Source organism: Streptomyces sp. SYSU D01066-1, assembly GCF_054956795.1.
In genome coordinates this window covers 324,271-346,613 of record NZ_JBUDHV010000002.1, presented here as the reverse complement: position 1 = coordinate 346,613, position 22,343 = coordinate 324,271, and the positions used below count along the sequence as shown (strand labels likewise).

The window sequence follows — 22,343 nt, the reverse complement described above, 5'->3', positions numbered from 1 at the left end:
CCCGCCCGTATGGCGTACGGTGCCGCCCATGGCAAGTGTGCTCGTGGTCGAGGACGACCAGTTCGTACGCTCGGCGCTCATCCGGCATCTGACCGACGCCGCCCACACGGTGCGCAGCGTGGGCACCGCGCTGGAAGCGCTGCGCGAGGTCGCCCAACTCCCGTTCGACGTCGTGATACTGGACCTCGGGCTCCCCGACCTGGACGGGTCGGAGGCCCTGAAGATGCTGCGCGGCATCACGGACGTCCCGGTGATCGTCGCCACCGCCCGGGACGACGAGACGGAGATCGTCCGGCTGCTCAACGCCGGGGCGGACGACTACCTCACCAAGCCGTTCTCCGTGGAGCACCTGTCGGCCCGGATGGCCGCCGTGCTGCGCCGCGCCCGGACCGGCGCCGGGGAGGCGCCGGCGTCCACCGTGCTCCGGGTCGGCGGCCTCACCGTCGACCCGCTGCGCCGCCAGGCCGAGCTGGACGGAGTGCGGCTCGACCTGACCCGGCGCGAGTTCGACCTGCTCGCCTTCCTCGCCGCACGGCCCGGCGTGGTCGTCCCCCGCAAGGAACTCCTCGCGGAGGTCTGGCAGCAGTCCTACGGCGACGACCAGACCATCGACGTCCACCTGTCCTGGCTGCGCCGCAAGCTGGGGGAGACCGCCGCCCGGCCGCGCTACCTGCACACCCTGCGCGGGGTCGGCGTCAAGCTGGAACCGCCCGGCGGGGAGCCGCCGCGATGAGGTGGGCGCTGGTCAAGGTGTCGCTGGCGGTGACCGCGATGGTCGTGGTCGCCTTCGCCGTCCCGCTCGGACTGGTCATCCGGGAGATGGCCCGCGACCGGGCGTTCTCCAACGCCGAACGGGAGGCCGCGGCGGTCGCCCCCGCGCTGTCCATCACCACCGACCGCGAGCAACTGGAGCGCGTCGTCGCCTCCGCCGGGTCGGACGACGCGCAGATCGCCGTGCACATACCGCCGGCCGGCGACGGCACGGCCACCGAGGACGGCACGGCCACCGAGGACGGCACGGCCACCGAGGACGGCACGGGGGTGGACGGGACCGACGGGGCGACGGGCGGGGCGACGGACGGGGCGACCGGGGACGGGGCCGGAGACGACGCTGACGCTGAGGCCGGGAGCGGAACCGCAGACGCGGCTGGCGGTACGGCGGAGGCCGGGACCGGAGACGCGGCTGGCGGTACGGCCGGGGACGCGGCCGGCGGGTTCGACATCGGTCCTGAGCGGGCCGCCGCCGAGGACATCGCCGCGGTACGGAGACTGGGGCGGGCCTCCACCACCCAGGTGCCCGACGGCTCCGTGCTGCTCCAGCCGGTCGCGCTCAGCTCGGGGCAGATCGCCGTCGTCGAGGTGCACGTCCCCGAGTCCGAGGTCAGCAACGGCGTGGGCACGGCCTGGGCGGTGCTCGCCGCCGTCGGCGCCGCGCTGATCGTCGGCTCGGTCGCCGTCGCCGACCGGCTCGGCGTGCGCATGGTGCAGCCCGCGCAGCGCCTGGCCGAAGGGGCCCAGGAACTGGGCGAGGGCAAGCTCGGCGCCCGGGTGCCGGAAGAGGGCCCGCCCGAACTGCGTTCCGCCGCCGTCGCGTTCAACTCCATGGCCGACCAGGTCGTCCAGCTCCTCGCCAACGAGCGGGAGCTGGCCGCCGACCTCTCCCACCGGCTGCGCACCCCGCTGACCGTGCTCCGCCTCAACGCGGCCTCGCTCGGCGAGGGACCGGCCGCCGAGCAGACCCGGGCCGCCGTCGAGCAGTTGGAGCGCGAGGTCGACACCATCATCCGCACCGCCCGCGACGCCAGACCGCAGACGGCGGCGGCCGGGCCCGGCGCGGGGTGCGACGCCGCCGAGGTGGTGCGCGAGCGGATGGGGTTCTGGTCGGCGCTGGCCGAGGACGAGGGCCGCAAGTGGCGGGTGGCCGGCGCCGACCGGCCGGTGCGGATACCCGTGGCCCGCGCCGACCTGGCCGCCGCCCTGGACGCGCTGCTCGGCAACGTCTTCCGGCACACCCCGGAGGGCACCGCCTTCGCGGTCGACGTGCACAACGCCGAGGACGCGGTGATCGTGCTCGTCTCGGACGCGGGCCCCGGCATACCCGACCCCGACGCGGCGATGGCGCGCGGCCGGGGGTCGGGCAGCGACGGGTCGACCGGCCTGGGGCTGGACATCGTGCGCCGGCTCGCGGAGTCCACGGGCGGGGACGTACGGATCGGCTCCTCCGTGCTCGGCGGGACCGAGGTGCGGATCTGGCTCCAGCTGGACGGCCGGGCGGCGCCCGTGCGGCGCGGGCACCGGGGAGCCGTGCGCAGGCGCCGGCCGCGTGTCGGCGCCCGTACCTTTAACCGGTCCCGATCCCTTCCTTAAGCGCGCCCTAAGGTCGCCGGCTGCCGTCCGGATCAGGGCCTTTGTCCGTTCCGGCGTCGCTAGCGTGCTGCCGCACCCCACCCCCACGTGAACCACGTGAACAGTGAAGGCAGGCACGCGATGAGTACCCACCGGCGCAGGATCAGCGGCAGGAACAAGGCGATCGGCGCGGTCGTGGCAGCGGCCGTCGCGGGCGGCGGCGCGCTGCTGTTCACCAGCTCCGCCCAGGCGGCGCCGGTCGGCGCCGCGTACACCAGGACCAGCACCTGGGAGACGGGGTACACCGCCCAGTACGTCGTCACCAACGACAGCACGGAGCGGAAGACCGACTGGACGCTCGAGTTCGACCTCCCCTCGGGGACGAAGCTCGGCTCCCTGTGGAACGGCACGTCCCAGGTGAGCGGGGAGCACGTGACCGTGACCGCGCCGAAGTGGGACACCGACGGGCTCGCGGCCGGGGAGTCGGTCACCGTCGGCTTCGTCGTCCAGGGCACCGGCGACCCGCTCGGCTGCCGCGCCGACGGCGCCGCCTGTTCCACGGACACGGGCGCCACCCCCGAGCCCAGCGGCCGGCCCACCGACACCCCGACCACCGGCCCGACCGCCACGCCCACCCCCACCCCGACGGTCACCGCGACCGAGGACACCGGCAGCGGGACCACCGACAGCGCCGGGTTCGCCCCGTACGTCGACACCTCGCTCTACCCGGCCTACGACCTGCTGGCCAACGCCGAGGCGACGGGCGTCAAGGAGTACAACCTCGCCTTCGTCACCGACGGCGGGAGCTGCACCCCCAAGTGGGGCGGCGTCACCGACCTGGCGAGCGACGCCGTGGCCGCGCAGATAGGCGACCTGCGCGCGGCGGGCGGCGACGTGCGGGTCTCCTTCGGCGGCGCGGCCGGCTCCGAGCTGGCCACCACCTGCTCCTCGGCCGACGCGCTGGCGGCGGCGTACGAGAAGGTCGTGGACGCCTACGACCTCACCAAGGTCGACTTCGACGTGGAGGGCGGCGCGCTGCCCGACACGGCCGCGAACACGCGCCGCGCCCAGGCCATCGCCCGGCTCCAGGCGGACCACCCCGACCTGGACGTCTCCTTCACCCTCCCGGTGATGCCCGAGGGCCTGACCCAGTCCGGCGTCGACCTGCTCGCCGACGCCAAGGAGAACGGCGTCACGGTCGACACCGTCAACATCATGGCGATGGACTACGGCGCCTCCTACAGCGGGGACATGGGCACCTACGCCGAACAGGCCGCCACCGCCACCCAGGCCCAGCTCAAGGGCGTCCTCGGTCTCGACGACAGCGCGGCGTGGAAGGCGGTCGGGATCACGCCGATGATCGGCGTCAACGACGTCGTCACCGAGGTGTTCACCGTGGCCGACGCCACCCAGCTGGTCGAGTTCGCCGAGGCCAAGGGGGTCGGGAGCCTCTCCATGTGGTCCGCGACCCGCGACAAGGCCTGCCCCGGCGGCCCCAAGCAGCAGGCCGACGCCACGTGCAGCTCCATCGAGCAGGCCGACGGCGCCTTCGCCGAGGCGTTCGCGGCCTACCGGCGGTAGGACACCGGTGGGGCGCGGCACCCCCGTCGGACGCCGCGCCCCGTTTCCCCGCTCCCTTGGACAGGTGGTCTACCGGGCCGCCCCCACCGGCGGGAGCGTGCCCGTGCGGGCGGCCTCGCCGTACCACAGGGCGCTCGACTTCGGGATGCGCTCCAGGGTCACGTAGTCGACGTAGACCCCGCCGAACCGCTTCTCGTAGCCGTACGCCCACTCGAAGTTGTCCAGCAGGGACCACAGGTAGTAGCCGCGCACGTCGGCGCCGTCGGCGATGGCCCGGCGGACCGCCGACAGATGGCCGTTGAGGTAGGCGACGCGCTCGGGGTCGTGGATCCTGCCGTCGGAGTCGGGCTTGTCGTCGTAGGCGGCGCCGTTCTCCGTGACGAACAGCTGCAGGCCCGGCGCCTCCCGGGAGTAGCGCATGATCAGGTCGTACAGACCGGTCGGGTCGACGGTCCAGCCCATCTCCGTGCGCTCGCCCGGCGACTGGTGGAAGGCCACGTCGTCGGCGCCCGGCCACGGTGAGAAGTCGCTCTCCCCGTGCCCGTCGGAACGCGGCACGCGGGCGTCCGCGTCGGCCGCCGACACCAGGGTCGGCGTGTAGTAGTTGAGGCCCAGCGCGTCCAGCGGCTGGTGGATCAGGGCGAGGTCGCCGTCCTGGACGTGGGACCAGTCGGTCACCGACGCCGTCGCCTCGAAGAGGTGCTCGGGGTAGGCGCCGTGCAGCACCGGGCCGTGGAAGATCCCGCCGGACAGGTCGTCGATCTTCCGGGCCGCCAGCAGGTCCTCCGGGCGCTGGGAGAGCGGCCGGACGACGGAGGTGTTCAGGCTCAGCGCGATCGAGTTGCGGGCCGGCATCACCGACCGCAGGGCGGTGGTGGCCAGGCCGTGCGCCAGGTTGAGGTGGTGGGCCGCGCGCAGCGCCGCCGCCGGGTCGGTGCGGCCCGGGGCGTGCACCCCGGAGGCGTAGCCGAGGAAGGCGCTGCACCAGGGTTCGTTGAGCGTCATCCACTGCTCCACGCGGTCCCCGAGCGCCTCGCCGACGATCTGCGCGTACTCGGCGAACCGGTGGGCCGTCTCCCGCTCGGGCCAGCCGCCGGCGTCCTCCAGCTCCTGCGGCAGGTCCCAGTGGTAGAGGGTGAGGGCCGGCTTGATGCCCTTGTCCAGCAGCTCGTCGACCAGGCGCCGGTAGAAGTCCAGGCCGCGCTGGACGGCCGGGCCGCGGCCGGTGGGCTGCACGCGCGACCAGGAGACGGAGAAGCGGTAGGAGTTCAGGCCCAGGTCCGCCATCAGCGCCACGTCGTCGCGGTAGCGGTGGTAGTGGTCGACCGCGACGTCACCGGTGTCGCCGCCGGCGGTCTTGCCGGGGGTGTGGCTGAAGGTGTCCCAGATCGACGGGGTGCGGCCGTCCTCCCGCACCGCGCCCTCGATCTGGTACGCGGAGGTCGCGGCGCCCCAGATGAAGGAGGGCGGGAAGGTCACCGGGGTCTCCGGTGTGGCGGACTCAGGCATGGAAGCGCTCCCATAGAAGGTCGTGACGACCGACGGGTCGACAAAGGAGGAGGTGGAGGGACCGGAGCGGCGGTGACCCGGTCCCTCGGTGAGTGGGTGTCAGCCCTTGACCGCACCCTGCATGATGCCGCCCACGATCTGCTTGCCGAAGATCGCGAAGACGACCAGCAGCGGCAGCGTACCCAGCAGCGCGCCCGCCATGATCAGGGACTGGTCGGGGGTGAAGCCGCGGCCCAGGCCCGCCACCGCGACCTGCACGGTCGGGTTGCCGTTCTGGGTGAGCACCAGGAACGGCCACAGGAAGTCGTTCCAGGTCTGTACGAACATCAGCATGCCCAGCACGGCCATCGCGGGCCGCGCCGCCGGGAACACCACGTGCCACACCACCCGCCAGCTGCTCGCGCCGTCCACGCGGGCGGCCTCGATGATCTCGTCGGGCAGCGCCTGGAGCAGGTACTGCCGCATGAAGAACACACCGAAGGCGCTCACCAGGGACGGGAAGACGACCGCCTGGAGCTGGTCGGTCCAGTCCAGCTTCGCGACCATCATGTACAGCGGGATGATGCTGAGCTGCGGCGGCACCATCATCGTGCCGATCACGATCAGCATCATGGCGTTGCGGCCCTTGAACCTCAGCTTGGCGAAGGCGAACCCGGCGACCGTCGACAGGAACACGATGGTCGCCGCCGAGACACCCGCCACGATGGTGGTGTTGACGAACGCCTCGCCCAGATTGGCGTCGGTCCAGGCCATCTCCAGCTTGTCGAACAGGTTCGCGCCGAACCAGAACGGCGGCGGGGTCTGCGCGAGCCGCTGGTTGTCGCGGGAGGCGGCGATCGCCGTCCACACCAGAGGGGCCAGGGAGCCGAAGGTGAACAGCGCCAGGACGATGTACGCGATCGGTCCGGCGTGCATGTGCCCGCCCGCGCGGGAGGCCTTGGAGCCGCGGCCCCGCTTCGGCGGCGGGGGAGGAGCCGGCTCGGCCGGGGGTTTGGTCAGGGTCGTCGTCACGGCCGGTTCTCCTTAACTACTGGCGCGCAGCCGGCGCGAGATGACGGAGTTGACGATCCCGATCACGATCAGGATCAGGAACATCGTCCAGGCGATCGCGGAGGCGCGGCCCAGGTGCTGGTTGATCCAGCCCTGCTCGTACAGGTAGAGCCCGAGCGTCTGGAACTGGTGCTGGGAGCCGCCGGAGGCGCCCTTGTTGGCGTCGAACAGCAGCGGCTCGCCGAACAGCTGCGAGGCGCCGATGGTCGAGACGATCACCGTGAACAGGATCGTCGGCCGCAGCGCGGGCAGCGTGACGTGGATGAACTGCCGCCACCGGCTGGCCCCGTCCAGGGCCGCCGACTCGTACAGGTCCTGCGGGATCGCCTGCATCGCGGCCAGGTAGATCAGCGCGTTGTAGCCGGTCCAGCGCCAGATGACGATGGAGGAGACGGCGAGCTGGGACGCCCAGTGCTCGTTCTGCCAGTCGATGTTGTCGACGCCGACCAGACCCAGCACCCAGTTGATCATGCCGTAGTCACGGCCGAACAGCAGGACGAAGACCAGTGACGCGGCGGCGATCGACGTCGCGTACGGGGCGAGCATGGCGACCCGCCAGAACGTGGAGCCCCGCAGCTTGTAGTTGAGGAGGTGTGCCAGCCCCATCGCCATCAGCAGCTGCGGCACCGTGGAGATGACGCCGATGGTCAGCGTGTTCCGCGCCGCGTTCCAGAAGAACTCGTCGTCGAAGATGCGGGTGTAGTTCCGCAGGCCGACCCAGCTCATGTCGGTCGGCGCGGTCAGCTCCACCTGGTGCAGCGAGGCCCAGCCCGTGTAGATCAGCGGGAACAGGCCGAACGCCAGGAAGAGCAGGAAGAACGGCGAGACGAAGGCGTACGGGCTCCAGCGCATGTCCCGCTGCCAGCGGCGGGAGAGCCGCGATCGCTTCCTCTCCGCCTCGGCGGCGGACCCGGCCGGCTCACGGCCCGGGGCCGCGCCCCCCTCGACGGGGGGCGCGGCGGTTTCGTGCTCGGTCGTCATTCCGGTCACTGGTCCAGGTTGTTGTCGATGGTCTTGGTGGCGTTCTCCCACGCCTCGTCGACCGACTTGCCCTGGGTCACCAGGACGACGCCGTTGTCCGTCAGACCCTGCTGGATGATCTGGTCCTTCGGGCCGATGACCTGCGCCGGGATGTCCTTGGCGGCCTTGGCGAAGATCTCGCCGATCGGGGTGTCACCGGTCATGTCGTTCTTCGCGCCCGTCACCTGGGGCAGGTCGTAGGCGCTGGGAGCGCTCGGGAAGCTGCCCTGCACGGCGAAGAGCTTGGCCTGCTGCTCCGGTGCGGTCAGCCACGCGACCAGCTTCTGGGCCTCCTCCACGTTCTTGCCGTTCTTCGGCACGCCCAGGAAGGTGCCGCCCCAGTTGCCGGACTTCGGGGCCGCGGCCACGTCCCACTTGCCGGCCGCGTCGGCCTGGGACTTGCCCTTGATGTAGCCGAGCATCCACGGCGGGCAGACGATGGAGGCGAACTTGCTGTTGGCGATGGTGGTGTCCCAGGCCGGCTGGAACTGGGTCTGCGACTGCACCAGACCCTCCTCGGCGGCCTTCGCGGTCAGCTCGAAGGCGGACTTGACGGCCGGGCTGTCCTTGTAGATCACCTTGCCGGAGGAGTCGTAGAACTTCTCCGACTCACTGCTGAGGACGGCGTTGAGCAGACCGCCGGGGGAGTCCATGAAGGTGGTGCCCTCGGGGGCCTTCTTCTTGTAGTCCGCGCCGACGTCGACCAGCTTCTTCCAGTCGCCCGCCCACAGCTTGCCGACCTCCTCGCGGTCGGTCGGCAGGCCCGCCTTCTCGAAGAGGTCCTTGCGGTAACAGATGGCCATCGGACCGATGTCGGTGCCCAGGCCGACCGTCTGCCCGTCCTTGGTGGTGGCCTGCTTCCACTTCCAGTCCAGCCAGTTGCTGCTCTTGACCCCCTCCACCTTCGACATGTCCACGAACTTGTCCGCCTGGGTGTTCACCACCTCGGCGATGTTGCCGACTTCGATGGCCTGCACGTCCTGCAGACCGCTGTTGGTGGTGAGGTGGTTGACGAGCGCCGGGTAGTAGTTCTCGCTGCGCTCGGTGACGTTCTCCTCGATGTTGATATCGGGGTTGAGCTTCTCGTACTCCTCGTAGAGGCCGGCTTCCTTGAAGCCCTGGGTGCCGAACAGGCCGAGGGTGATCGTCGTCTTGCCGCTGCCGCCACCCGACGACGAGCTCTCCTCGTCGCCGCCGTCATCGGCACAGCCGGCCAGCAGCCCGGCGCCCAGCGCGGTCACGGCCGCGACGGCCAGCGCCCGGCGGGCGGTTGTCGTGCGTGCTGCTCGCATTGCTCCTCCTGTTGCCCTGACGTGCCGACCCCCCGGCCAACTGCATTGTTGGGCCCGTTAGTTCATCATCGTTCTACGCTGCGGCTCGGGCGGGGAACGTGCGGGATGTGTAAGTGCCAGGTACTGTGGGAGCGCTCCCACAAGTGATGAGTTGAAGAGTCGTCGGTCCGGGCGGGGGTGTCAAGGGAGCGGACACGGAGAAGTGCGTTCAGTTATCGGCCTGTTAACTGGACGGTGACCCGGAAGGTGACCGGGACGTGCGAAGGGGCCGGCGCCCCGGGCCGGTCACCGGACCGGACCGGCCTGTTAAATTCCAGGCCAGCCGCAGAGTGCGGGGTGTCGACGGGAGGCAGTGCCGATGGCGAGCCACGGAACACGTGGGCGAAGCGGTGGCCGGCCCACCCTCGAAGAGGTGGCCGCGCGCGCCGGGGTCGGCCGCGGCACCGTCTCCCGGGTGATCAACGGCTCCCCCCGGGTGAGCGACGCGACCCGCGCGGCCGTCGAGGCGGCGGTCGCCGAACTCGGCTACGTCCCGAACACGGCCGCCCGCGCCCTGGCCGCCAACCGCACCGACGCCATCGCCCTGGTCGTCCCCGAGCCGGAGACCCGGTTCTTCTCGGAACCGTACTTCTCCGCCATCCTGCGCGGCGTCGGCGCCGAGCTGTCCGACACCGAGATGCAGCTGCTGCTGATCTTCGCGGGCAGCGACCGGGAGCGGCGGCGGCTCGCCCAGTACCTCGCCGCCCACCGGGTGGACGGCGTCCTGCTGGTCTCCGTGCACGCCGACGACCCGCTGCCCGACCTGCTCGCCCAGCTGGAGATCCCCGCGGTGATCAGCGGCCCGCGCTCCGCCACCGAGTCACTGGCCTCCGTCGACTCCGACAACTACGGCGGCGCCCGCTCGGCCGTCGAGCACCTGCTCTCCCGGGGCCGGCGCCGGATCGCCCACATCACCGGCCGCCTGGACGTCTACGGCGCCCAGCGCCGCGTCGACGGCTACCGCGACGCCCTGCGCGGGGCGGGCCTGGAGGCCGACGAGCGGCTCGTCGAGCCGGGCGACTTCACCGAGGAGGGCGGGCGCCGCGCCATGGCCGAGCTGCTGCGCCGCCGCCCCGACCTGGACGCGGTGTTCTGCGGCTCCGACGTGACGGCGGCCGGCGCCCGCCAGGTCCTGCGCGAGGCCGGGCTGCGCATCCCGGAGGACGTGGCGCTGGTCGGCTACGACGACTCGGCCATCGCCCGCCACATGGACCCGCCGCTGACCAGCGTCCGCCAGCCCATCGTGGAGATGGGCCGCGCGATGATCGACCTGCTGCTGGCCGAGATCGCCGACCGCCGCCCGGCCGCGTCCCGGGGGCTGGAGCGGCAGCGGACGGTGCTGGCCACACAGCTGGTGGAGCGACGGTCGTCCTGACCCCGGCGGGGCACCCACCGCGCCGCGCCGGGGGCGTATGCCGTGGGAGGGCGGGGCGGGGCGGGGCGGAGGCCAGGGGCCGGGGAGCGGAGGCCGGGGGCCAGGGGGCGGAGGCCGGGGCTCGGGGGACGGAGGGCAGGGGGGTCAGGGAGCAGGGGCCGGGGTCACGAGAAGACCCAGCGCTGCGCGGTGTACTCGTTCTCCCCGCAGGTCATCACCTGGAGCCGGGCGTCGTCACCGGCGCTCTGACCGCCGTTCACGCCCAGGCACAGGTTGCTCACGAGGTTGCGCAGCGCGTACGTGCCGCCCGCCCTGGGTTCCAGGTACCAGAGCTGGTTGTCCGCCCGGGTGGTGTCGCAGTGGTACTCGGTGAGCTGGGTCCCCTTCCCGACGCTGCCGTAGTTGGGCAGGTCGAAGCAGAGCCCGTCCTTGACGTTCTTGACGACGAACAGGCTCGCCCCGCCGGGCCCGCCCGCCGCCGAGGTGACGATCATGTTCCACTGCTGGTTGTCGGAGTCGCCGTCCCGGCAGATGTACTGCGTCACCGGACCGTCGACGGAGCCCTTCCCGTAGGCGGGCAGGTCGGCGCACTTGCCCGTCGCGGTGTTCTTCAGCAGGACGGCCGACTGGCTGGAGGCGGCGTTGGCCAGCTCACGGGCGGTGGGCCCGGACGCCTTCTCCACCGTGGCCTTCTTCTCCGTCCGCGCGGCCTTGGTGGTCTTCTTGACGGCGGGCTCCTTCGTCTCCTCGTCCCGTGTCTTCTCCGCCGCGCCGCGCGGTGCGGCCTTCACCTCGGCGGGGGAGGCGGACTTCGCGGGGGAGGCGGACTTTGACGGGCTCGGCGAGGGCGACGGCGACTCGGCCGCGTAGTCGGCGGACGGTTCGCCGCCCGACGAGCCGGGGTCCAGCGTCGTACCGCCGACGGGCGCCGTGGTGACCGACCGGCTGTCGTCGTCCCCGAGCGCGGCCAGCGCCAGGAACGGTACGGAGATCAGCAACGCGCCCGCGATGCCGGCCGCGGCGAGCAGGGGGCCACGGGGGCGGCCCGGGGGCCGCTGCTCGGCGGCCTCGGACGCGGCGACGGCTCCAGCACCGGTGCCGGCGGTGGCTCCGGTGGCGGTGGCGGTGGCGGTGGCGGTGATTATGGCGGTGTCTGTGGTTGAGGCTGCGGCTGCGGTGAGCGGGCTCGGGGTCGCTCCGGGCTCTGCCTCGGGTTCTGCCCCGGTCTTCGTCTCGGTCTTCGTCCGGGGGGCCGCCCCGGGCTTCGTCTCGGGGCCGGCCTGGGGTTTCGCCTCGGCCCGCAGCTCCTGGTCCGCCGAGCGGAGCTTGCCGAAACGGCGCCCGGCGGGGGCGGACGTGGCGGCGGGGGCCGGTTCGGGATCCGGGGCGGAGGTGACCGGTGCCGGTGCCGCGGGGGCGGGGGCGGGTTCCGGGAGGGGGACGCGCGGATTGAGGGCGGCGCCGGGGTCCTGGGACGGCGCCGGGACGGCCACCGCCCGCCGGACGGTGACGGAGGGCGCCGTCTCCGAGGAGGGCGGTACGTTCTGACGTGGCATGAACGCTGCTCCTTGTCGAGGTGGGGGAGGTGCGGTGTCAGTGATCGCCGACGGGCCCGGCACAGCGGTCCGGCCAGTCGCCCGCACCGGGCGAGGCACGGTCCGCCAGGGCGTGTCCCAGGCGGGTCGGCGCGGTCCCGTCCGCGTCCGCCGGCGCGGTGGACGCGGACGGGACACCGGGCGGCCGGCACGGCGGGGCCAGGGGCCCGGCGGCGCCGGCCGCCCGTACGCCGAGGGCTTCGAAGGCGGTGCCCGGGGCGAGGGCGGCTCCGTCGCCGCCCGCCCCCAGCGGCTGCCGGACCCGGCGGCCGGTGATGGACGACCGGGTCTTCCCGGGGCCGACGGGGCCCCTTCCGGGGCCGGAGGGGCGCCCGGTCCGCCGGTCAGGCGCCGGCTCGGCGGACCGCCGTCGGGCCCGGCGGCCGTCGCGGAGGCTCACGGGGCCTCTTCCCTCACATCCGTCCGACGCACCCGAACCTCATTCCGTCGCCACGGGGATGGTCATCCGACTCGGCCGACTCTGGACACTACTCGTTGCGTACGGGCTTCGAACCCGTGAACTGCTGTCCTTGTTCCCGGGGTTGGCGAGAAGGGAGTGGGCGGGGGCGGGAACGAAGAGAAGCCCCCGGTGCGCGTCATCCGCGTACCAGGGGCTTCCTGTCAGGGTGAGTGACGGGACTTGAACCCGCGACTTCCTGGACCACAACCAGGTGCTCTACCAGCTGAGCTACACCCACCATGACCAGTGCTGGGATTCCGTGTGGTTTCCCCTACCGGCCGAGAAAAAGTGTACAGGGTCCGAAGGGGTGCTCGCGCCACGCTTCCGCGGCGCCCCTACCGGGCGCGCACGGTGTGCTTCGCCGCGATGGCCCGGGCGGTCTCGGAGTCGGGGCCGGGCTGCGGCACGAAGACGGCTTCGCGGTAGTAGCGCAGCTCGGCGATGGACTCGCGGATGTCGGCGAGCGCGCGGTGGTTGCCGCTCTTCTCGGGACTGCTGAAATAGGCCTTCGGGAACCAGCGGCGGGCCAGCTCCTTGATCGAGGACACGTCGACGATCCGGTAGTGGAGGTAGTCCTCCAGGGTCGGCATGTCGCGGAGCAGGAAGCCGCGGTCGGTGCCGACGGAGTTGCCGCACAGCGGAGCCTTGCCGGGCTCCTTGACGTGCTCCCGCACGTACGCCAGGACCCGCTCCTCGGCGTCGGCCAGCGTCGTGCCGCGTTCCAGCTCGGTGAGGAGGCCGGAGGCGGTGTGCATCTGGCGCACCACGTCCGGCATGGTCTCCAGGGCCCGCTCCGGCGGACGGATGACGATGTCCACGCCGTCGCCGAGGATGTTCAGCTCGGAATCGGTGACGAGGGCGGCCACCTCGATGAGCGCGTCGTCGGACAGCGAGAGGCCGGTCATCTCGCAGTCGATCCACACCATGCGATCGTTCATGCGAACACCCTACGGCTGACGTCGCCCGTCCCGGTCCCCGGCGTCGGCGTGGGCCTCTTCGGGGGCCGCCGCCCCGGGCCCCCGGCTCCGGTCCGGGCGGCCTCGTCCTCGTGTGCCGGACGGGCTGGGGCGGGGGCGGCGTCCGCCGGGCGGGTCCTGGGAGCCGCCCGGCGTGCGGTGGACGTCAGGGTGCGCTGCGCTGGCCCGGGAGGCTGGGGCGGGGACCCGCGTAGGCCTCGCGGTCGGAGTCCGCGGACGCGAGGTGCGGGGCGGGGCGGCGGGTCTGGAGCGGGACACCGCCCTCCGGGTGCGGCGGGGCCGGGTGCTGACCGGCCGCCTCGGCCGGGACCGGGGCCCGCTCACCGCTCTCCGCCGGGCGGTCGCCCTGCGGACGGCGGGCGCGGTACGCGGCGCGGTACGCGGCCGGGGAGGAGCCGAGCTGGCGGCGGAAGTGGCCGCGCAGCGCCACCGGCGAGCGGAAGCCGCAGCGGCCGGCGACCTCGTCCACCGAGTAGTCCGACGTCTCCAGCAGGCGCTGCGCCTGGAGCACCCGCTGGGTGATCAGCCACTGGAGCGGGGCCGAGCCCGTCAGCGAGCGGAAGCGCCGGTCGAAGGTCCGGCGTGACATGTACGCGCGTGCGGCGAGCGTCTCCACGTCGAACTGCTCGTGGAGGTGCTCCAGCGCCCAGGCGACGACCTCGGCGAGCGGGTCGGCACCGATCTCCTCCGGTAAAGAGCGGTCCAGGTAGCGCTCCTGGCCGCCGCTGCGGCGCGGCGGGACCACCAGGCGCCGGGCCAGCGCGCCGGCCGCCTCGTTGCCGTGGTCCGTGCGCACGATGTGCAGGCACAGGTCGATCCCGGCGGCGGTGCCCGCCGAGGTCAGCACGTCGCCGTCGTCGACGAACAGCTCGCGCGGGTCGACGTGCACCGACGGGTAGCGCTTGGCGAGCGTCGGCGCGTACATCCAGTGGGTGGTGGCCGGGCGGCCGTCCAGCAGTCCCGCCGCGGCCAGCACGAACGCGCCGGTGCACAGACCGACGATGCGCGCGCCCTCCTCGTGCGCCCGGCGCAGCGCGTCCAGCGCCTCCTCCGGGGGAGGCGAGGTGATCGACCGCCAGGCGGGCACCACCACGGTGCCGGCCCGGGAGATCGCCTCAAGCCCCTGCGGCGCGGTCAGCTCCAGACCTCCCGTGGTCCTGAGCGGGCCGTCCTCCCCGGCGCAGACCAGCAGGCGGTAGCGCGGCACGCCGGCGTCCTGCCGGTCGATCCCGAACACCGACAGTGGTATGGAACTCTCGAAGATGGGGCCGCCGCTGAACAGCAGCACCGCGACGATCTCCTTGCGGCGTCGCCCGGAAAGCTTCCGGGTCGCGGCTTCCGGCGCGGCAGTGGAGTCGTGGCTCATACTGCTAAGCCCCCCTCGGTGGTCGCGGCGCCCCTAACTTGTCGGGCCTGTCGCTCCAGCACGTTTCCCCTCGGTCCTGCACTTGTCCCCCGCCGTAGACAATCAAGATCGAATCTACTGTGTCCCGTCGTACCGGGGTGGCCGGTTCGGCACTTGGGATATTGTCGACATGGCAACTTGGCGTGAAGCATTCGATCACGAAGCGTTGCACTCCGGGGCGCCGCAGGGAAGTGCGCCTCGTGACGGTGGCCAATCCCCGTAGGGTGCGCAGGGCCCCCGAGACCCTTTCCGTGCAGGTGGAACGGGGGTTGGGAGGTGGGTTCCGGCAGGGATGCGCCATGCGTCGAAGTTGGCCGAAAAGGAACGGGCGCGTGTACGGAAACCGGTCAGGCGACCGGTGCGTCTCCTTCGGCGCCCCGCCCGCCCCCGCCGTCCGCTCCTGCCGCCGGCCCGCCCCGCCCGCCCCCGCCGCCTCCGTGCGGCCTGTCCGCCCTGTCCGCCCTGCCTGCCCTACGCGCCCCACGCGCCTCTGCCCGTCACCGGCGCCCGCGAGGGAGCCTCCGCGCGGCAGGGGTTCGGGGCGCGGAGGTACGGCCGGGGCCGGGGCCGGGGCGGCGGAGTGCCACCCGGGAGGGGGCGGGGAGAGCGGGGTCGGTGCGGGGGGAGGGGTGGGGAGGGACGGGGTCCGGTGCCGGCGTGTGTGCTCCCCGGGGTGGCACACCGGGGTTCCGGCGCCCGCTTTGCCGACCGGTGCCGCTGGTCGAGCCCGTGCTCCGGAGTCTCGTACGAGAGTCGTACGGGCGCGTGAATCCTGTGCGAACCGCCTGTACGACGCAGCAACCATTGCGTAACGGGCGCCCCCTCGTGCATGCTCCGGGGAACCCCGGTGGGAAGCCCGCCGGGAACTGGGCGAAGGAGGCGTGCCGCCGTACCCTTGGGGGTATGGGGTTGGGAAGATGATTCCCGGACACTGATTCGGACACAGCTCCGCCGCACCCTGTCGTCCCACCCATAAAGGATCAGAACGCCGAGACAGTCATGGCCGGTCACGAATTCTTCGAACCCGCGGACCGCAAGCGGCCGGTCGCCGACCCGACGGCGGCCGACCCCCTGGCGGAGCCCGAGCCGCGCCACGCGTGCGACCCCGCGTTCAAGCACGGCGTCGTCGTGGGCTTCGACGGCTCCACGTCCAGCGAGCGCGCTCTCGCGTACGCCATCGGCATGGCGCGGCGGCAGGCGCACGGCCTGATCATCGTGCATGTGGCCAACCGGCTGCCCACGACCGTGTGGGCGGGCTGCGAGCCGCCCGTCTTCGTGGATGTGCCCGACCACCGCACCGAGGTCCTCGGGCTGGAACTGGCCTGCGCGGACTACCTCACCGAGGTGCCCTGGATCCTGGTCGAGCGCGGCGGCGACATCTGCCACGAACTCGAAGAGGTGGGGCGGGAGTACGAGGCCGACGCCATCGTCGTGGGCTCCACCCACGGTCTGGTGGGACGCCTGTTCGGCTCGGTCGCCGGACGGCTGGCCAAGCGCGCCCAGCGGCCCGTGATGGTCATTCCCTGACAGACCGGCAGCCTGACAGTCCGGCAGTCCGGTGGTCTGACAGTCCGGCAGTCCGGTGGTCTGACACTCCGGCAGTCCGGTGGTCTGACACTCCGATAGCCCGATAGCCCGATAGCCCGGCGGTCCGGAAGCCGCCAGTCCGGCCGAACTCGCCTGACCTACCGGCGCGTAGAGGTGTCCGTGCTCCTGTGAAGGGCATATAGGAGGCGCCGACCGAGGAGTGACGGCCGCCGGTCGGCAGTGTCGGCCGGGAAGTCGGGCGGCCTCCCGGCGACCCCGGACGGCCCCCGCGCGCCGGTGGCGCACGTGAGGGGCCGTCCGCTGCGCGAGGGCCTTGCGAGATCCTCGTGGAAGCCTCCGGGGGAGGAGCCGCGAGAGAGGTCGCGGGAGCCTCCGCGGAAGTCCTACTCCACCGTCACCGACTTGGCCAGGTTGCGCGGCTTGTCGATGTCCCGGCCCAGGGCCAGCGCCGTGTGGTAGGCGAGGAGCTGGAGGGGGATGCCCATCAGGATGGGGTCGAGTTCGTCCTCGTTCTTCGGGACGACGATCGTGTGGTCGGCCTTCTCCTGCTCCTGGTGGGCGACGGCGAGGATCTGGCCGCTGCGGGCCTTGATCTCCTCCATCGCGGCACGGTTCTTCTCCAGCAGGTCGTCGTCGGGGACGATCGCCACCGTCGGCAGGGCCGGCTCGATCAGCGCCAGCGGGCCGTGCTTCAGCTCGGAGGCCGGGTACGCCTCGGCGTGGATGTACGAGACCTCCTTGAGCTTCAACGACGCCTCGCGGGCCACCGGGTAACCCCGCACCCGGCCGATGAAGAGCATCGAGCGGGCGTCGGCGTACTGCTCGGCCAGCTTCTTGATGTCCTCCTCCTGCTCCAGCATCTCGGAGATCTGCGCGGGCAGCTTGCGCAGGCCCTCGATGATCCGCTTGCCGTCGCGGACGGACAGGTCGCGGGTGCGGCCCAGGTGCAGGGCGAGCAGCGCGAAGGCGACCGTGGTGTTGGTGAAGCACTTGGTGGAGACGACGCAGACCTCGGGGCCCGCGTGCACGTACATGCCGCCGTCCGCCTCGCGGGCGATGGCCGAGCCGACCACGTTGACGATGCCGAGCACCCGCGCGCCCTTGCGCTTCAGCTCCTGCACGGCGGCCAGCACGTCGTACGTCTCACCGGACTGGGAGACGGCGACGTAGAGGGTGTCGGGGTCGACGACGGCGTTGCGGTAGCGGAACTCGGAGGCGGGCTCGGCGTCGGCGGGGATGCGGGCCAGCTCCTCGATCATCTGCGCGCCGATCATGCCCGCGTGGTACGAGGTGCCGCAGCCGAGGATCTTCACGCGCCGGATGCGGCGGGCCTCGCGGGCGTCCAGGTTGAGGCCGCCGAGGTGCACCGTGGAGAAGCGGTCGTCGATCCGGCCGCGCAGGACGCGGTCGACGGCCTCCGCCTGCTCGTGGATCTCCTTGTGCATGTAGGTGTCGTGGCCGCCCATGTCGTAGGAGGCCGCCTCCCACTCCACGGTGGTCGGCTCGGCGGTGGTGCGGGTGCCCTCGGTGGTGTACGTGCGGAAGTCGTCGGCCTTGAGGGTGGCCATCTCGCCGTCGTCGAGGGTGACTATCTGCCGGGTGTGGGTGACCAGCGCGGCGATGTCGGAGGCGACGAACATCTCCTTCTCACCGATGCCGAGGACGACCGGGGAGCCGTTGCGGGCGACCACGATGCGGTCGGGGAAGTCGGCGTGCATCACCGCGATGCCGTAGGTGCCCTCGATCAGGCGGAGGGTCTCGCGGACGCGGTCCTCCAGCTTCTCGGCGCCCGAACGGGCGATGAGGTGGACGAGGACCTCGGTGTCGGTCTCGGAGAGGAACGCGACGCCCTCCGCCTCCAGCTTGCGGCGCAGCTCGGCGGCGTTGTCGATGATGCCGTTGTGGACGACGGCGACCCGGTCGTCGGCCGACATGTGCGGGTGGGCGTTGACGTCGGAGGGGGCGCCGTGGGTGGCCCAGCGGGTGTGGGCGATGCCGGTGGTGCCCTTGAAGCGCGCCGGGACCTTGGCCTCCAGGTCACGGACCCGGCCCTTGGCCTTGACCATCTTCAGGCCGGCCGCCTTCGGGGAGGTCACGACGATGCCCGCCGAGTCGTAACCCCGGTACTCCAGGCGCTGCAGGCCCTCCAGGAGCAGGGGCGCCACGTCGCGCTTCCCGATGTATCCGACGATTCCGCACATAAAACGCTGTCCCTCAGCCGTAGACGATGCGGCGCAACTGGCGGAGCGTCAGCTCCGGTGGTGCGACCGCCCGGTAAGTGAGTTCCGCCCTGATCCGCTCGAAGATCGTCGCGTTCACCAGGCCCTGGGCCTGGAGTTCGCGGTGGCGGCGACGGACGAATTCCTCGGTCGTCTCGTCGAAGTAGGCGAGCACGTCCTGGACCACGCGCAGCGCCTCACCCCGGTTGAGGGGCGTGGACCGCGTCAGATGATCAACGAGTTCGTCGTGCACCCGGTAGATCCTGGGGGACGGTCGGCGTTCGCGCAAGAATCCTGCCCGATTTCGGGCACGCACCTTTGAAACTCTCATGAGAGGCTGTTCGCCGGCTGTCCATCCTGTGGCCGAAAAGTCGTTGCCTCAGGAGACGAGTTTCAGACGCCATGGATATTCCTCGTATGGGCGTCCCGGAGCGGCTGGCCGCGCGGATGAGCATGGCCGAGCAGCACGAGTACCTGCGGGCCAGGTTCTCGCGCCGCACCCTGGTGAGGGGTGGCGCGGTCACCCTCGGTGCCGTGGTCGGCGGCACCTTCGTGGCGGGCGGCACCGCGCGGGCCACCGTGCCGACGCGGAAGACGGGCGGTGTCCGGACCGTCGACGGCGCCCTGGTCGCCCCCTTCGGCCGCCACCTCGCCTACGGCGACGACCCGCGCACCGAGATGACCGTCTCCTGGCAGGTCCCGGTCGCCGTCAGAAAGCCGTTCGTCCGGATCGGCGCCCACCCCTGGGACCTCTCCCACAGGATCGACGCCGAGATCCGCACCCTCCACACCCCCGCCGGCGTCGGCGCGAGCGGCGACCACACCCAGTACTACGTGCACGCCAGGCTCAGCCGGCTCAAGCCGGGCCGGACCTACTACTACGGTGTCGGCCACGCCGGCTTCGACCCGGCCGAGGCCCACCTCGCCGGGACCCTCGGCACCTTCACCACGGCCCCCGCCAAGGCGGAGCCGTTCACCTTCACCGCCTTCGGCGACCAGGGCGTCAGCTACCACGGCCTCGCCAACGACGCCCTGATCCTCGCCCAGAACCCCGCCTTCCACCTGCACGCCGGCGACATCGCCTACGGCGACCCGGCCGGACAGGGCAAGACCTCCGACACCGGCTTCGACTCCCGGGTGTGGGACCAGTTCCTGCACCAGACCGAGTCGGTCGCCAAGTCGGTCCCGTGGATGGTCGCGTACGGCAACCACGACATGGAGGCCTGGTACTCGCCCAACGGCTACGGCGGCGAGGAGGCCCGCTGGGAACTGCCCACCGACGGCCCGGACAGGGCCAACCTCCCCGGCGTCTACTCCTTCGTGCACGGCAACACGGCGGTCATCTCGCTGGACGCCAACGACGTGTCGTTCGAGATCCCGGCCAACCTCGGCATCTCCGGCGGCACCCAGACGACCTGGCTGGAACGGAAGCTGAAGGCGTACCGGGCGGACGGGGACATCGACTTCATCGTCGTCTTCTTCCACCACTGCGCCTACTGCACCGCCACCGCCCACGCCTCCGAGGGCGGGGTGCGCGACGAGTGGGTGCCGCTGTTCGAGAAGTACACCGTCGACCTGGTGATCAACGGCCACAACCACGTCTACGAGCGCACCGACGTCCTCAAGGGCGGCGAGGTCGCCAAGGAACTGCCCATCGGCGGCACCGCCTACCCCGAGACCGAGGGCGTCGTCTACGTCACCGCGGGCGCGGCCGGCAAGAGCCTGTACGCCTTCAGCGCCGACGAGTCCTACGAGGGCAACGTCAAGGACGACGAGTCCGTCTCGTCGTTCGTCTGCGTCGACGGAGGCCGGCGGAGCGAGACCGTGGCCTGGTCCCGGGTGCGCTACCTCGACTACTCCTTCCTGCGCGTGGACGTCACCCCGGCCGCCAAGGGGCGCACGGCCACGCTGAAGGTGCGCGGCATCGCCGAGACCGGCGAGCAGGTCGACCACTTCACGGTGGCCCGCCGGTCCCGGTGAGCGCCACCCCGGGACCGTCTCCCGGCGGGGGCCGGCACGGGAGGGCGTCGGCTCACGCGGCCATCGCGGCCGTTCCGACCGGCGTTCCTTTCGCGGCGGTCGCGCCTGTCGCGGTCGTCGCGGTTGTCGTGGCCGCCACGGTCATCGCGGTCGTCCTGGCCGTCCTGGCCGTCCTGGCCGTCATGGCCGTCGTGGCGGTTCCGTCCGCCCCGCCCGCCCCTTCCGCCCCGTACGTCGCGCCTGTCGCGTGGAACTCCTCGCGGGTGCGGAAGGCGAGGGGGGCCCTGTGCTCCGCCGTCGCGCCGGCCGCGTCCGGGGAGAGGATGACGCGGCGGACGGCCGGGTCCGCGAAGAGGTGGGTCAGGGCGGCCCTGAGCAGGAGACCGGGCACGGGGTTGTAGGCCGGGGAGGCGAGGAGGTGCAGGCCGATGTCGCCGGGCTCGGACTCGTGCAGGACGGCCGGGTCGTAGGTCTCCATGAGGAAGACGGGCACGCCGCAGCGCAGGCCCAGCAGGGCGTGGTGGCGCTCGTCGGCGGCGATCCGCATGCAGGCGCGCTCGACGTCCACCAGTTTCGCGTCCCGCGCCAGCCAGAAGGCGGCCTGAGGATGCGTGACCCACCGGTGCACCAGCGCGGCGTCCTTCAGCGGGTCCAAGGGGCGGAAGGTGAACGTCACGGAACTCTCCTCGGGAGATCTAGTTAGGTAAGCCTAACCTAACTAAACCTCGGGAAAGTGGCAACAGGTGTCCGGAACGCGTCGAGCCGCCTCGTCCCAGGGCGGGACGGGCGGCTCGAACGGGGGTGAGGGAAGGTCAGCTGACCTTCTTCGCCTTCTCGATGGCTTCCGCGAGGTTCGTCAGCAGCGGCGTGCACTTGTCGTACGACAGGATCGGCTCGGGGGAACGCGCGATGACCTGGCCGGCCTTGACCGCGGGCAGCTTCTTCCAGGTGCCCTCGGTGATGTCGGCCGGCTGGATGGTCGAGGAGCGGTCGTCCATGATGATGACGTCGGCGGCGTACTTGTCGACGTTCTCCCAGCTCAGCGACTCGAACCAGCCGCCGGTCGCCTTCTTGGCGGCGGCCGGGGGCTCGACGAAGTTCACGCCGAGGGCCTTGAAGTACTCCAGGTCGACCGAGAGGTCGGTGCCGGAGACGTAGAACAGGTCGGGGCTGGCCGAGCCCGCCATCACCTTGATCTCGGGGCGGGCCTTGGCGGCCTCGCGCAGCCGCTCGGCGGCGGCCTCGAAGTCCTTCTTCGCCTGGACGGTCCTGTCCGCCTTCATGTCGGCGCCCAGCGACTCGGCCAGCTCCCACATCCGCTGGAGCGGCTTGGTGAGCTGGCGGTCGAAGACGGAGATCGCGATGCTCGGGGCCAGCTTGGCGATCTTGTCCTTGGACTCCTCCGGGACCGACCACAGGGTGCCCGCGTCGTCGAACGTCGTGGTGATCAGCACCTCGGGGGCGAGGGCGGCGTACTTCTCGACGTTGAGCTTGCCCCAGGCGTTGCCCAGGACGGTGACCTTGCTGACGTCCATGTCACCGGCCTGGACGTCGGCCTCGCCGTCCTTCGTCGTCGTGGGCCCGAAGACGCCCTTGACCTGGATGCCGTAGTCGTAGAGCGCGGCGGCCACGCCCGTGAAGGCGACGATGCCCGTGGGCACCCGGTCCAGCTCCACGGTGGTGCCGCGGTCGTCCTCGAAGGACCAGGGACCGGACGCCGCGGAGGCCTTCCCGTCCGCCGAGCCACCGCTCTTGTCGTCGTCGCCGCAGGCCGTGAGCACGGCGCCGAGGCCGAGGGCGCCGCCGGCCGCGAGGATGCCGCGACGGGTCGGATGGGGGGCTCTGGCGTTGGACATGCGTGGCTCGTTTCGAACGGGGCGGAGCGCCCACCGGACAATTCGAACGTAGGTTAGCCTAACCTCATATCTCCCTGTCCAGGGTTTCGCT

At 71.9% G+C, this 22,343-nt stretch carries 17 protein-coding genes and 1 tRNA gene; 6 read left to right on the top strand and 12 right to left on the bottom strand.

Going from position 1 to position 22,343, the window contains the following annotated elements:
* Nucleotides 1–28 precede the first annotated feature (28 nt).
* The 3 genes from ACY1JF_RS03440 to ACY1JF_RS03430 all read left to right on the top strand — a co-directional run bounded on the left by ACY1JF_RS03440 (nucleotide 29) and on the right by ACY1JF_RS03430 (nucleotide 3,927).
* On the top strand, nucleotides 29–733 hold the full coding sequence (locus ACY1JF_RS03440) for a response regulator transcription factor (RefSeq protein WP_462703442.1): 705 nt from the start codon (nucleotides 29–31) through the stop codon (nucleotides 731–733).
* Nucleotides 730–2,367 (top strand): HAMP domain-containing sensor histidine kinase, encoded by a 1,638-nt coding sequence (locus tag ACY1JF_RS03435; protein ID WP_462703441.1) that lies wholly within the window; start codon nucleotides 730–732, stop codon nucleotides 2,365–2,367. Before ACY1JF_RS03440 ends, ACY1JF_RS03435 begins: the two co-directional genes overlap by 4 nt.
* Before the next feature lie 120 nt (nucleotides 2,368–2,487).
* Nucleotides 2,488–3,927, top strand: coding sequence for a glycoside hydrolase family 18 protein (locus tag ACY1JF_RS03430; RefSeq protein ID WP_462703440.1), 1,440 nt, complete (start codon nucleotides 2,488–2,490; stop codon nucleotides 3,925–3,927).
* Between the two features lie 69 nt (nucleotides 3,928–3,996).
* Here ACY1JF_RS03430 and ACY1JF_RS03425 read toward each other — a convergent pair whose 3' ends face one another.
* From ACY1JF_RS03425 to ACY1JF_RS03410, 4 genes are all read right to left on the bottom strand, one after another.
* Nucleotides 3,997–5,436: a GH1 family beta-glucosidase gene (locus ACY1JF_RS03425; RefSeq protein ID WP_462703439.1), complete on the bottom strand. Its 1,440-nt coding sequence runs from the start codon at nucleotides 5,434–5,436 to the stop codon at nucleotides 3,997–3,999.
* Between the two features lie 99 nt (nucleotides 5,437–5,535).
* Complete coding sequence (locus ACY1JF_RS03420; protein WP_462703438.1) at nucleotides 5,536–6,447, bottom strand: carbohydrate ABC transporter permease; 912 nt, start codon at nucleotides 6,445–6,447, stop codon at nucleotides 5,536–5,538.
* Nucleotides 6,448–6,459: 12 nt separating this feature from the next.
* Complete coding sequence (locus ACY1JF_RS03415) at nucleotides 6,460–7,467, bottom strand: carbohydrate ABC transporter permease (RefSeq protein WP_462703437.1); 1,008 nt, start codon at nucleotides 7,465–7,467, stop codon at nucleotides 6,460–6,462.
* Nucleotides 7,468–7,472: 5 nt separating this feature from the next.
* Nucleotides 7,473–8,798: an ABC transporter substrate-binding protein gene (locus ACY1JF_RS03410; RefSeq protein ID WP_462703436.1), complete on the bottom strand. Its 1,326-nt coding sequence runs from the start codon at nucleotides 8,796–8,798 to the stop codon at nucleotides 7,473–7,475.
* 358 nt (nucleotides 8,799–9,156) lie between these two features.
* Between ACY1JF_RS03410 and ACY1JF_RS03405 the strand changes: the two genes are divergently transcribed.
* Nucleotides 9,157–10,212, top strand: coding sequence for a LacI family DNA-binding transcriptional regulator (locus tag ACY1JF_RS03405; protein ID WP_462703435.1), 1,056 nt, complete (start codon nucleotides 9,157–9,159; stop codon nucleotides 10,210–10,212).
* A gap of 164 nt (nucleotides 10,213–10,376) precedes the next feature.
* Here the strand turns inward: ACY1JF_RS03405 and ACY1JF_RS03400 are convergent, their stop codons facing one another.
* The 4 genes from ACY1JF_RS03400 to ACY1JF_RS03385 form a co-directional block, all read right to left on the bottom strand.
* A complete protein-coding gene (locus ACY1JF_RS03400; protein WP_462703434.1) occupies nucleotides 10,377–11,768 on the bottom strand; it encodes an RICIN domain-containing protein in 1,392 nt (463 codons plus the stop codon).
* Nucleotides 11,769–12,432: 664 nt separating this feature from the next.
* Nucleotides 12,433–12,505, bottom strand: a tRNA-His gene (locus ACY1JF_RS03395).
* Nucleotides 12,506–12,602: 97 nt separating this feature from the next.
* Nucleotides 12,603–13,205 carry an oligoribonuclease gene (gene orn / locus ACY1JF_RS03390; RefSeq protein ID WP_462703433.1) on the bottom strand — a complete coding sequence of 201 codons (603 nt, stop codon included), beginning with the start codon at nucleotides 13,203–13,205 and terminating at the stop codon, nucleotides 12,603–12,605.
* 184 nt (nucleotides 13,206–13,389) lie between these two features.
* Nucleotides 13,390–14,610 (bottom strand): helix-turn-helix domain-containing protein, encoded by a 1,221-nt coding sequence (locus ACY1JF_RS03385; RefSeq protein ID WP_462703432.1) that lies wholly within the window; start codon nucleotides 14,608–14,610, stop codon nucleotides 13,390–13,392.
* A 1,038-nt stretch (nucleotides 14,611–15,648) separates the two neighbouring features.
* On the opposite strand from ACY1JF_RS03385, the gene ACY1JF_RS03380 reads away from it, so the two are divergent.
* Entirely contained in the window at nucleotides 15,649–16,176 is a 528-nt protein-coding gene (locus ACY1JF_RS03380; protein WP_462703431.1) for a universal stress protein, read from the top strand.
* A gap of 404 nt (nucleotides 16,177–16,580) precedes the next feature.
* On the opposite strand, the gene glmS is transcribed toward ACY1JF_RS03380, so the two are convergent.
* Entirely contained in the window at nucleotides 16,581–18,398 is a 1,818-nt protein-coding gene (glmS, locus tag ACY1JF_RS03375; protein WP_462703430.1) for a glutamine--fructose-6-phosphate transaminase (isomerizing), read from the bottom strand.
* Nucleotides 18,399–18,411: 13 nt separating this feature from the next.
* Nucleotides 18,412–18,669 carry a hypothetical protein gene (locus ACY1JF_RS03370; protein ID WP_462703491.1) on the bottom strand — a complete coding sequence of 86 codons (258 nt, stop codon included), beginning with the start codon at nucleotides 18,667–18,669 and terminating at the stop codon, nucleotides 18,412–18,414.
* A gap of 164 nt (nucleotides 18,670–18,833) precedes the next feature.
* On the opposite strand from ACY1JF_RS03370, the gene ACY1JF_RS03365 reads away from it, so the two are divergent.
* Nucleotides 18,834–20,396 carry a purple acid phosphatase family protein gene (locus tag ACY1JF_RS03365; RefSeq protein WP_462703490.1) on the top strand — a complete coding sequence of 521 codons (1,563 nt, stop codon included), beginning with the start codon at nucleotides 18,834–18,836 and terminating at the stop codon, nucleotides 20,394–20,396.
* A 52-nt stretch (nucleotides 20,397–20,448) separates the two neighbouring features.
* Here ACY1JF_RS03365 and ACY1JF_RS03360 read toward each other — a convergent pair whose 3' ends face one another.
* Both ACY1JF_RS03360 and ACY1JF_RS03355 read right to left on the bottom strand, forming a co-directional pair.
* The gene (locus ACY1JF_RS03360) at nucleotides 20,449–21,072 is read right to left on the bottom strand and encodes a GNAT family N-acetyltransferase (RefSeq protein ID WP_462703429.1); all 624 of its coding nucleotides are present in this window, start codon (nucleotides 21,070–21,072) and stop codon (nucleotides 20,449–20,451) included.
* 136 nt (nucleotides 21,073–21,208) lie between these two features.
* Entirely contained in the window at nucleotides 21,209–22,252 is a 1,044-nt protein-coding gene (locus ACY1JF_RS03355) for an ABC transporter substrate-binding protein (RefSeq protein ID WP_462703428.1), read from the bottom strand.
* Nucleotides 22,253–22,343 lie beyond the last annotated feature (91 nt).

What these genes read in the sequence shown, in the direction of transcription:
- ACY1JF_RS03440 (WP_462703442.1), top strand. Translation starts at nt 29, where the DNA reads ATGGCAAGTGTGCTCGTGGTCGAGGACGACCAGTTCGTACGCTCGGCG.
- ACY1JF_RS03435 (WP_462703441.1), top strand. Translation starts at nt 730, where the DNA reads ATGAGGTGGGCGCTGGTCAAGGTGTCGCTGGCGGTGACCGCGATGGTC.
- ACY1JF_RS03430 (WP_462703440.1), top strand. Translation starts at nt 2,488, where the DNA reads ATGAGTACCCACCGGCGCAGGATCAGCGGCAGGAACAAGGCGATCGGC.
- ACY1JF_RS03425 (WP_462703439.1), bottom strand. Translation starts at nt 5,436, where the DNA reads ATGCCTGAGTCCGCCACACCGGAGACCCCGGTGACCTTCCCGCCCTCC.
- ACY1JF_RS03415 (WP_462703437.1), bottom strand. Translation starts at nt 7,467, where the DNA reads ATGACGACCGAGCACGAAACCGCCGCGCCCCCCGTCGAGGGGGGCGCG.
- ACY1JF_RS03410 (WP_462703436.1), bottom strand. Translation starts at nt 8,798, where the DNA reads ATGCGAGCAGCACGCACGACAACCGCCCGCCGGGCGCTGGCCGTCGCG.
- ACY1JF_RS03405 (WP_462703435.1), top strand. Translation starts at nt 9,157, where the DNA reads ATGGCGAGCCACGGAACACGTGGGCGAAGCGGTGGCCGGCCCACCCTC.
- ACY1JF_RS03400 (WP_462703434.1), bottom strand. Translation starts at nt 11,768, where the DNA reads ATGCCACGTCAGAACGTACCGCCCTCCTCGGAGACGGCGCCCTCCGTC.
- orn (WP_462703433.1), bottom strand. Translation starts at nt 13,205, where the DNA reads ATGAACGATCGCATGGTGTGGATCGACTGCGAGATGACCGGCCTCTCG.
- ACY1JF_RS03385 (WP_462703432.1), bottom strand. Translation starts at nt 14,610, where the DNA reads ATGAGCCACGACTCCACTGCCGCGCCGGAAGCCGCGACCCGGAAGCTT.
- ACY1JF_RS03380 (WP_462703431.1), top strand. Translation starts at nt 15,649, where the DNA reads ATGGCCGGTCACGAATTCTTCGAACCCGCGGACCGCAAGCGGCCGGTC.
- glmS (WP_462703430.1), bottom strand. Translation starts at nt 18,398, where the DNA reads ATGTGCGGAATCGTCGGATACATCGGGAAGCGCGACGTGGCGCCCCTG.
- ACY1JF_RS03365 (WP_462703490.1), top strand. Translation starts at nt 18,834, where the DNA reads ATGGGCGTCCCGGAGCGGCTGGCCGCGCGGATGAGCATGGCCGAGCAG.
- ACY1JF_RS03355 (WP_462703428.1), bottom strand. Translation starts at nt 22,252, where the DNA reads ATGTCCAACGCCAGAGCCCCCCATCCGACCCGTCGCGGCATCCTCGCG.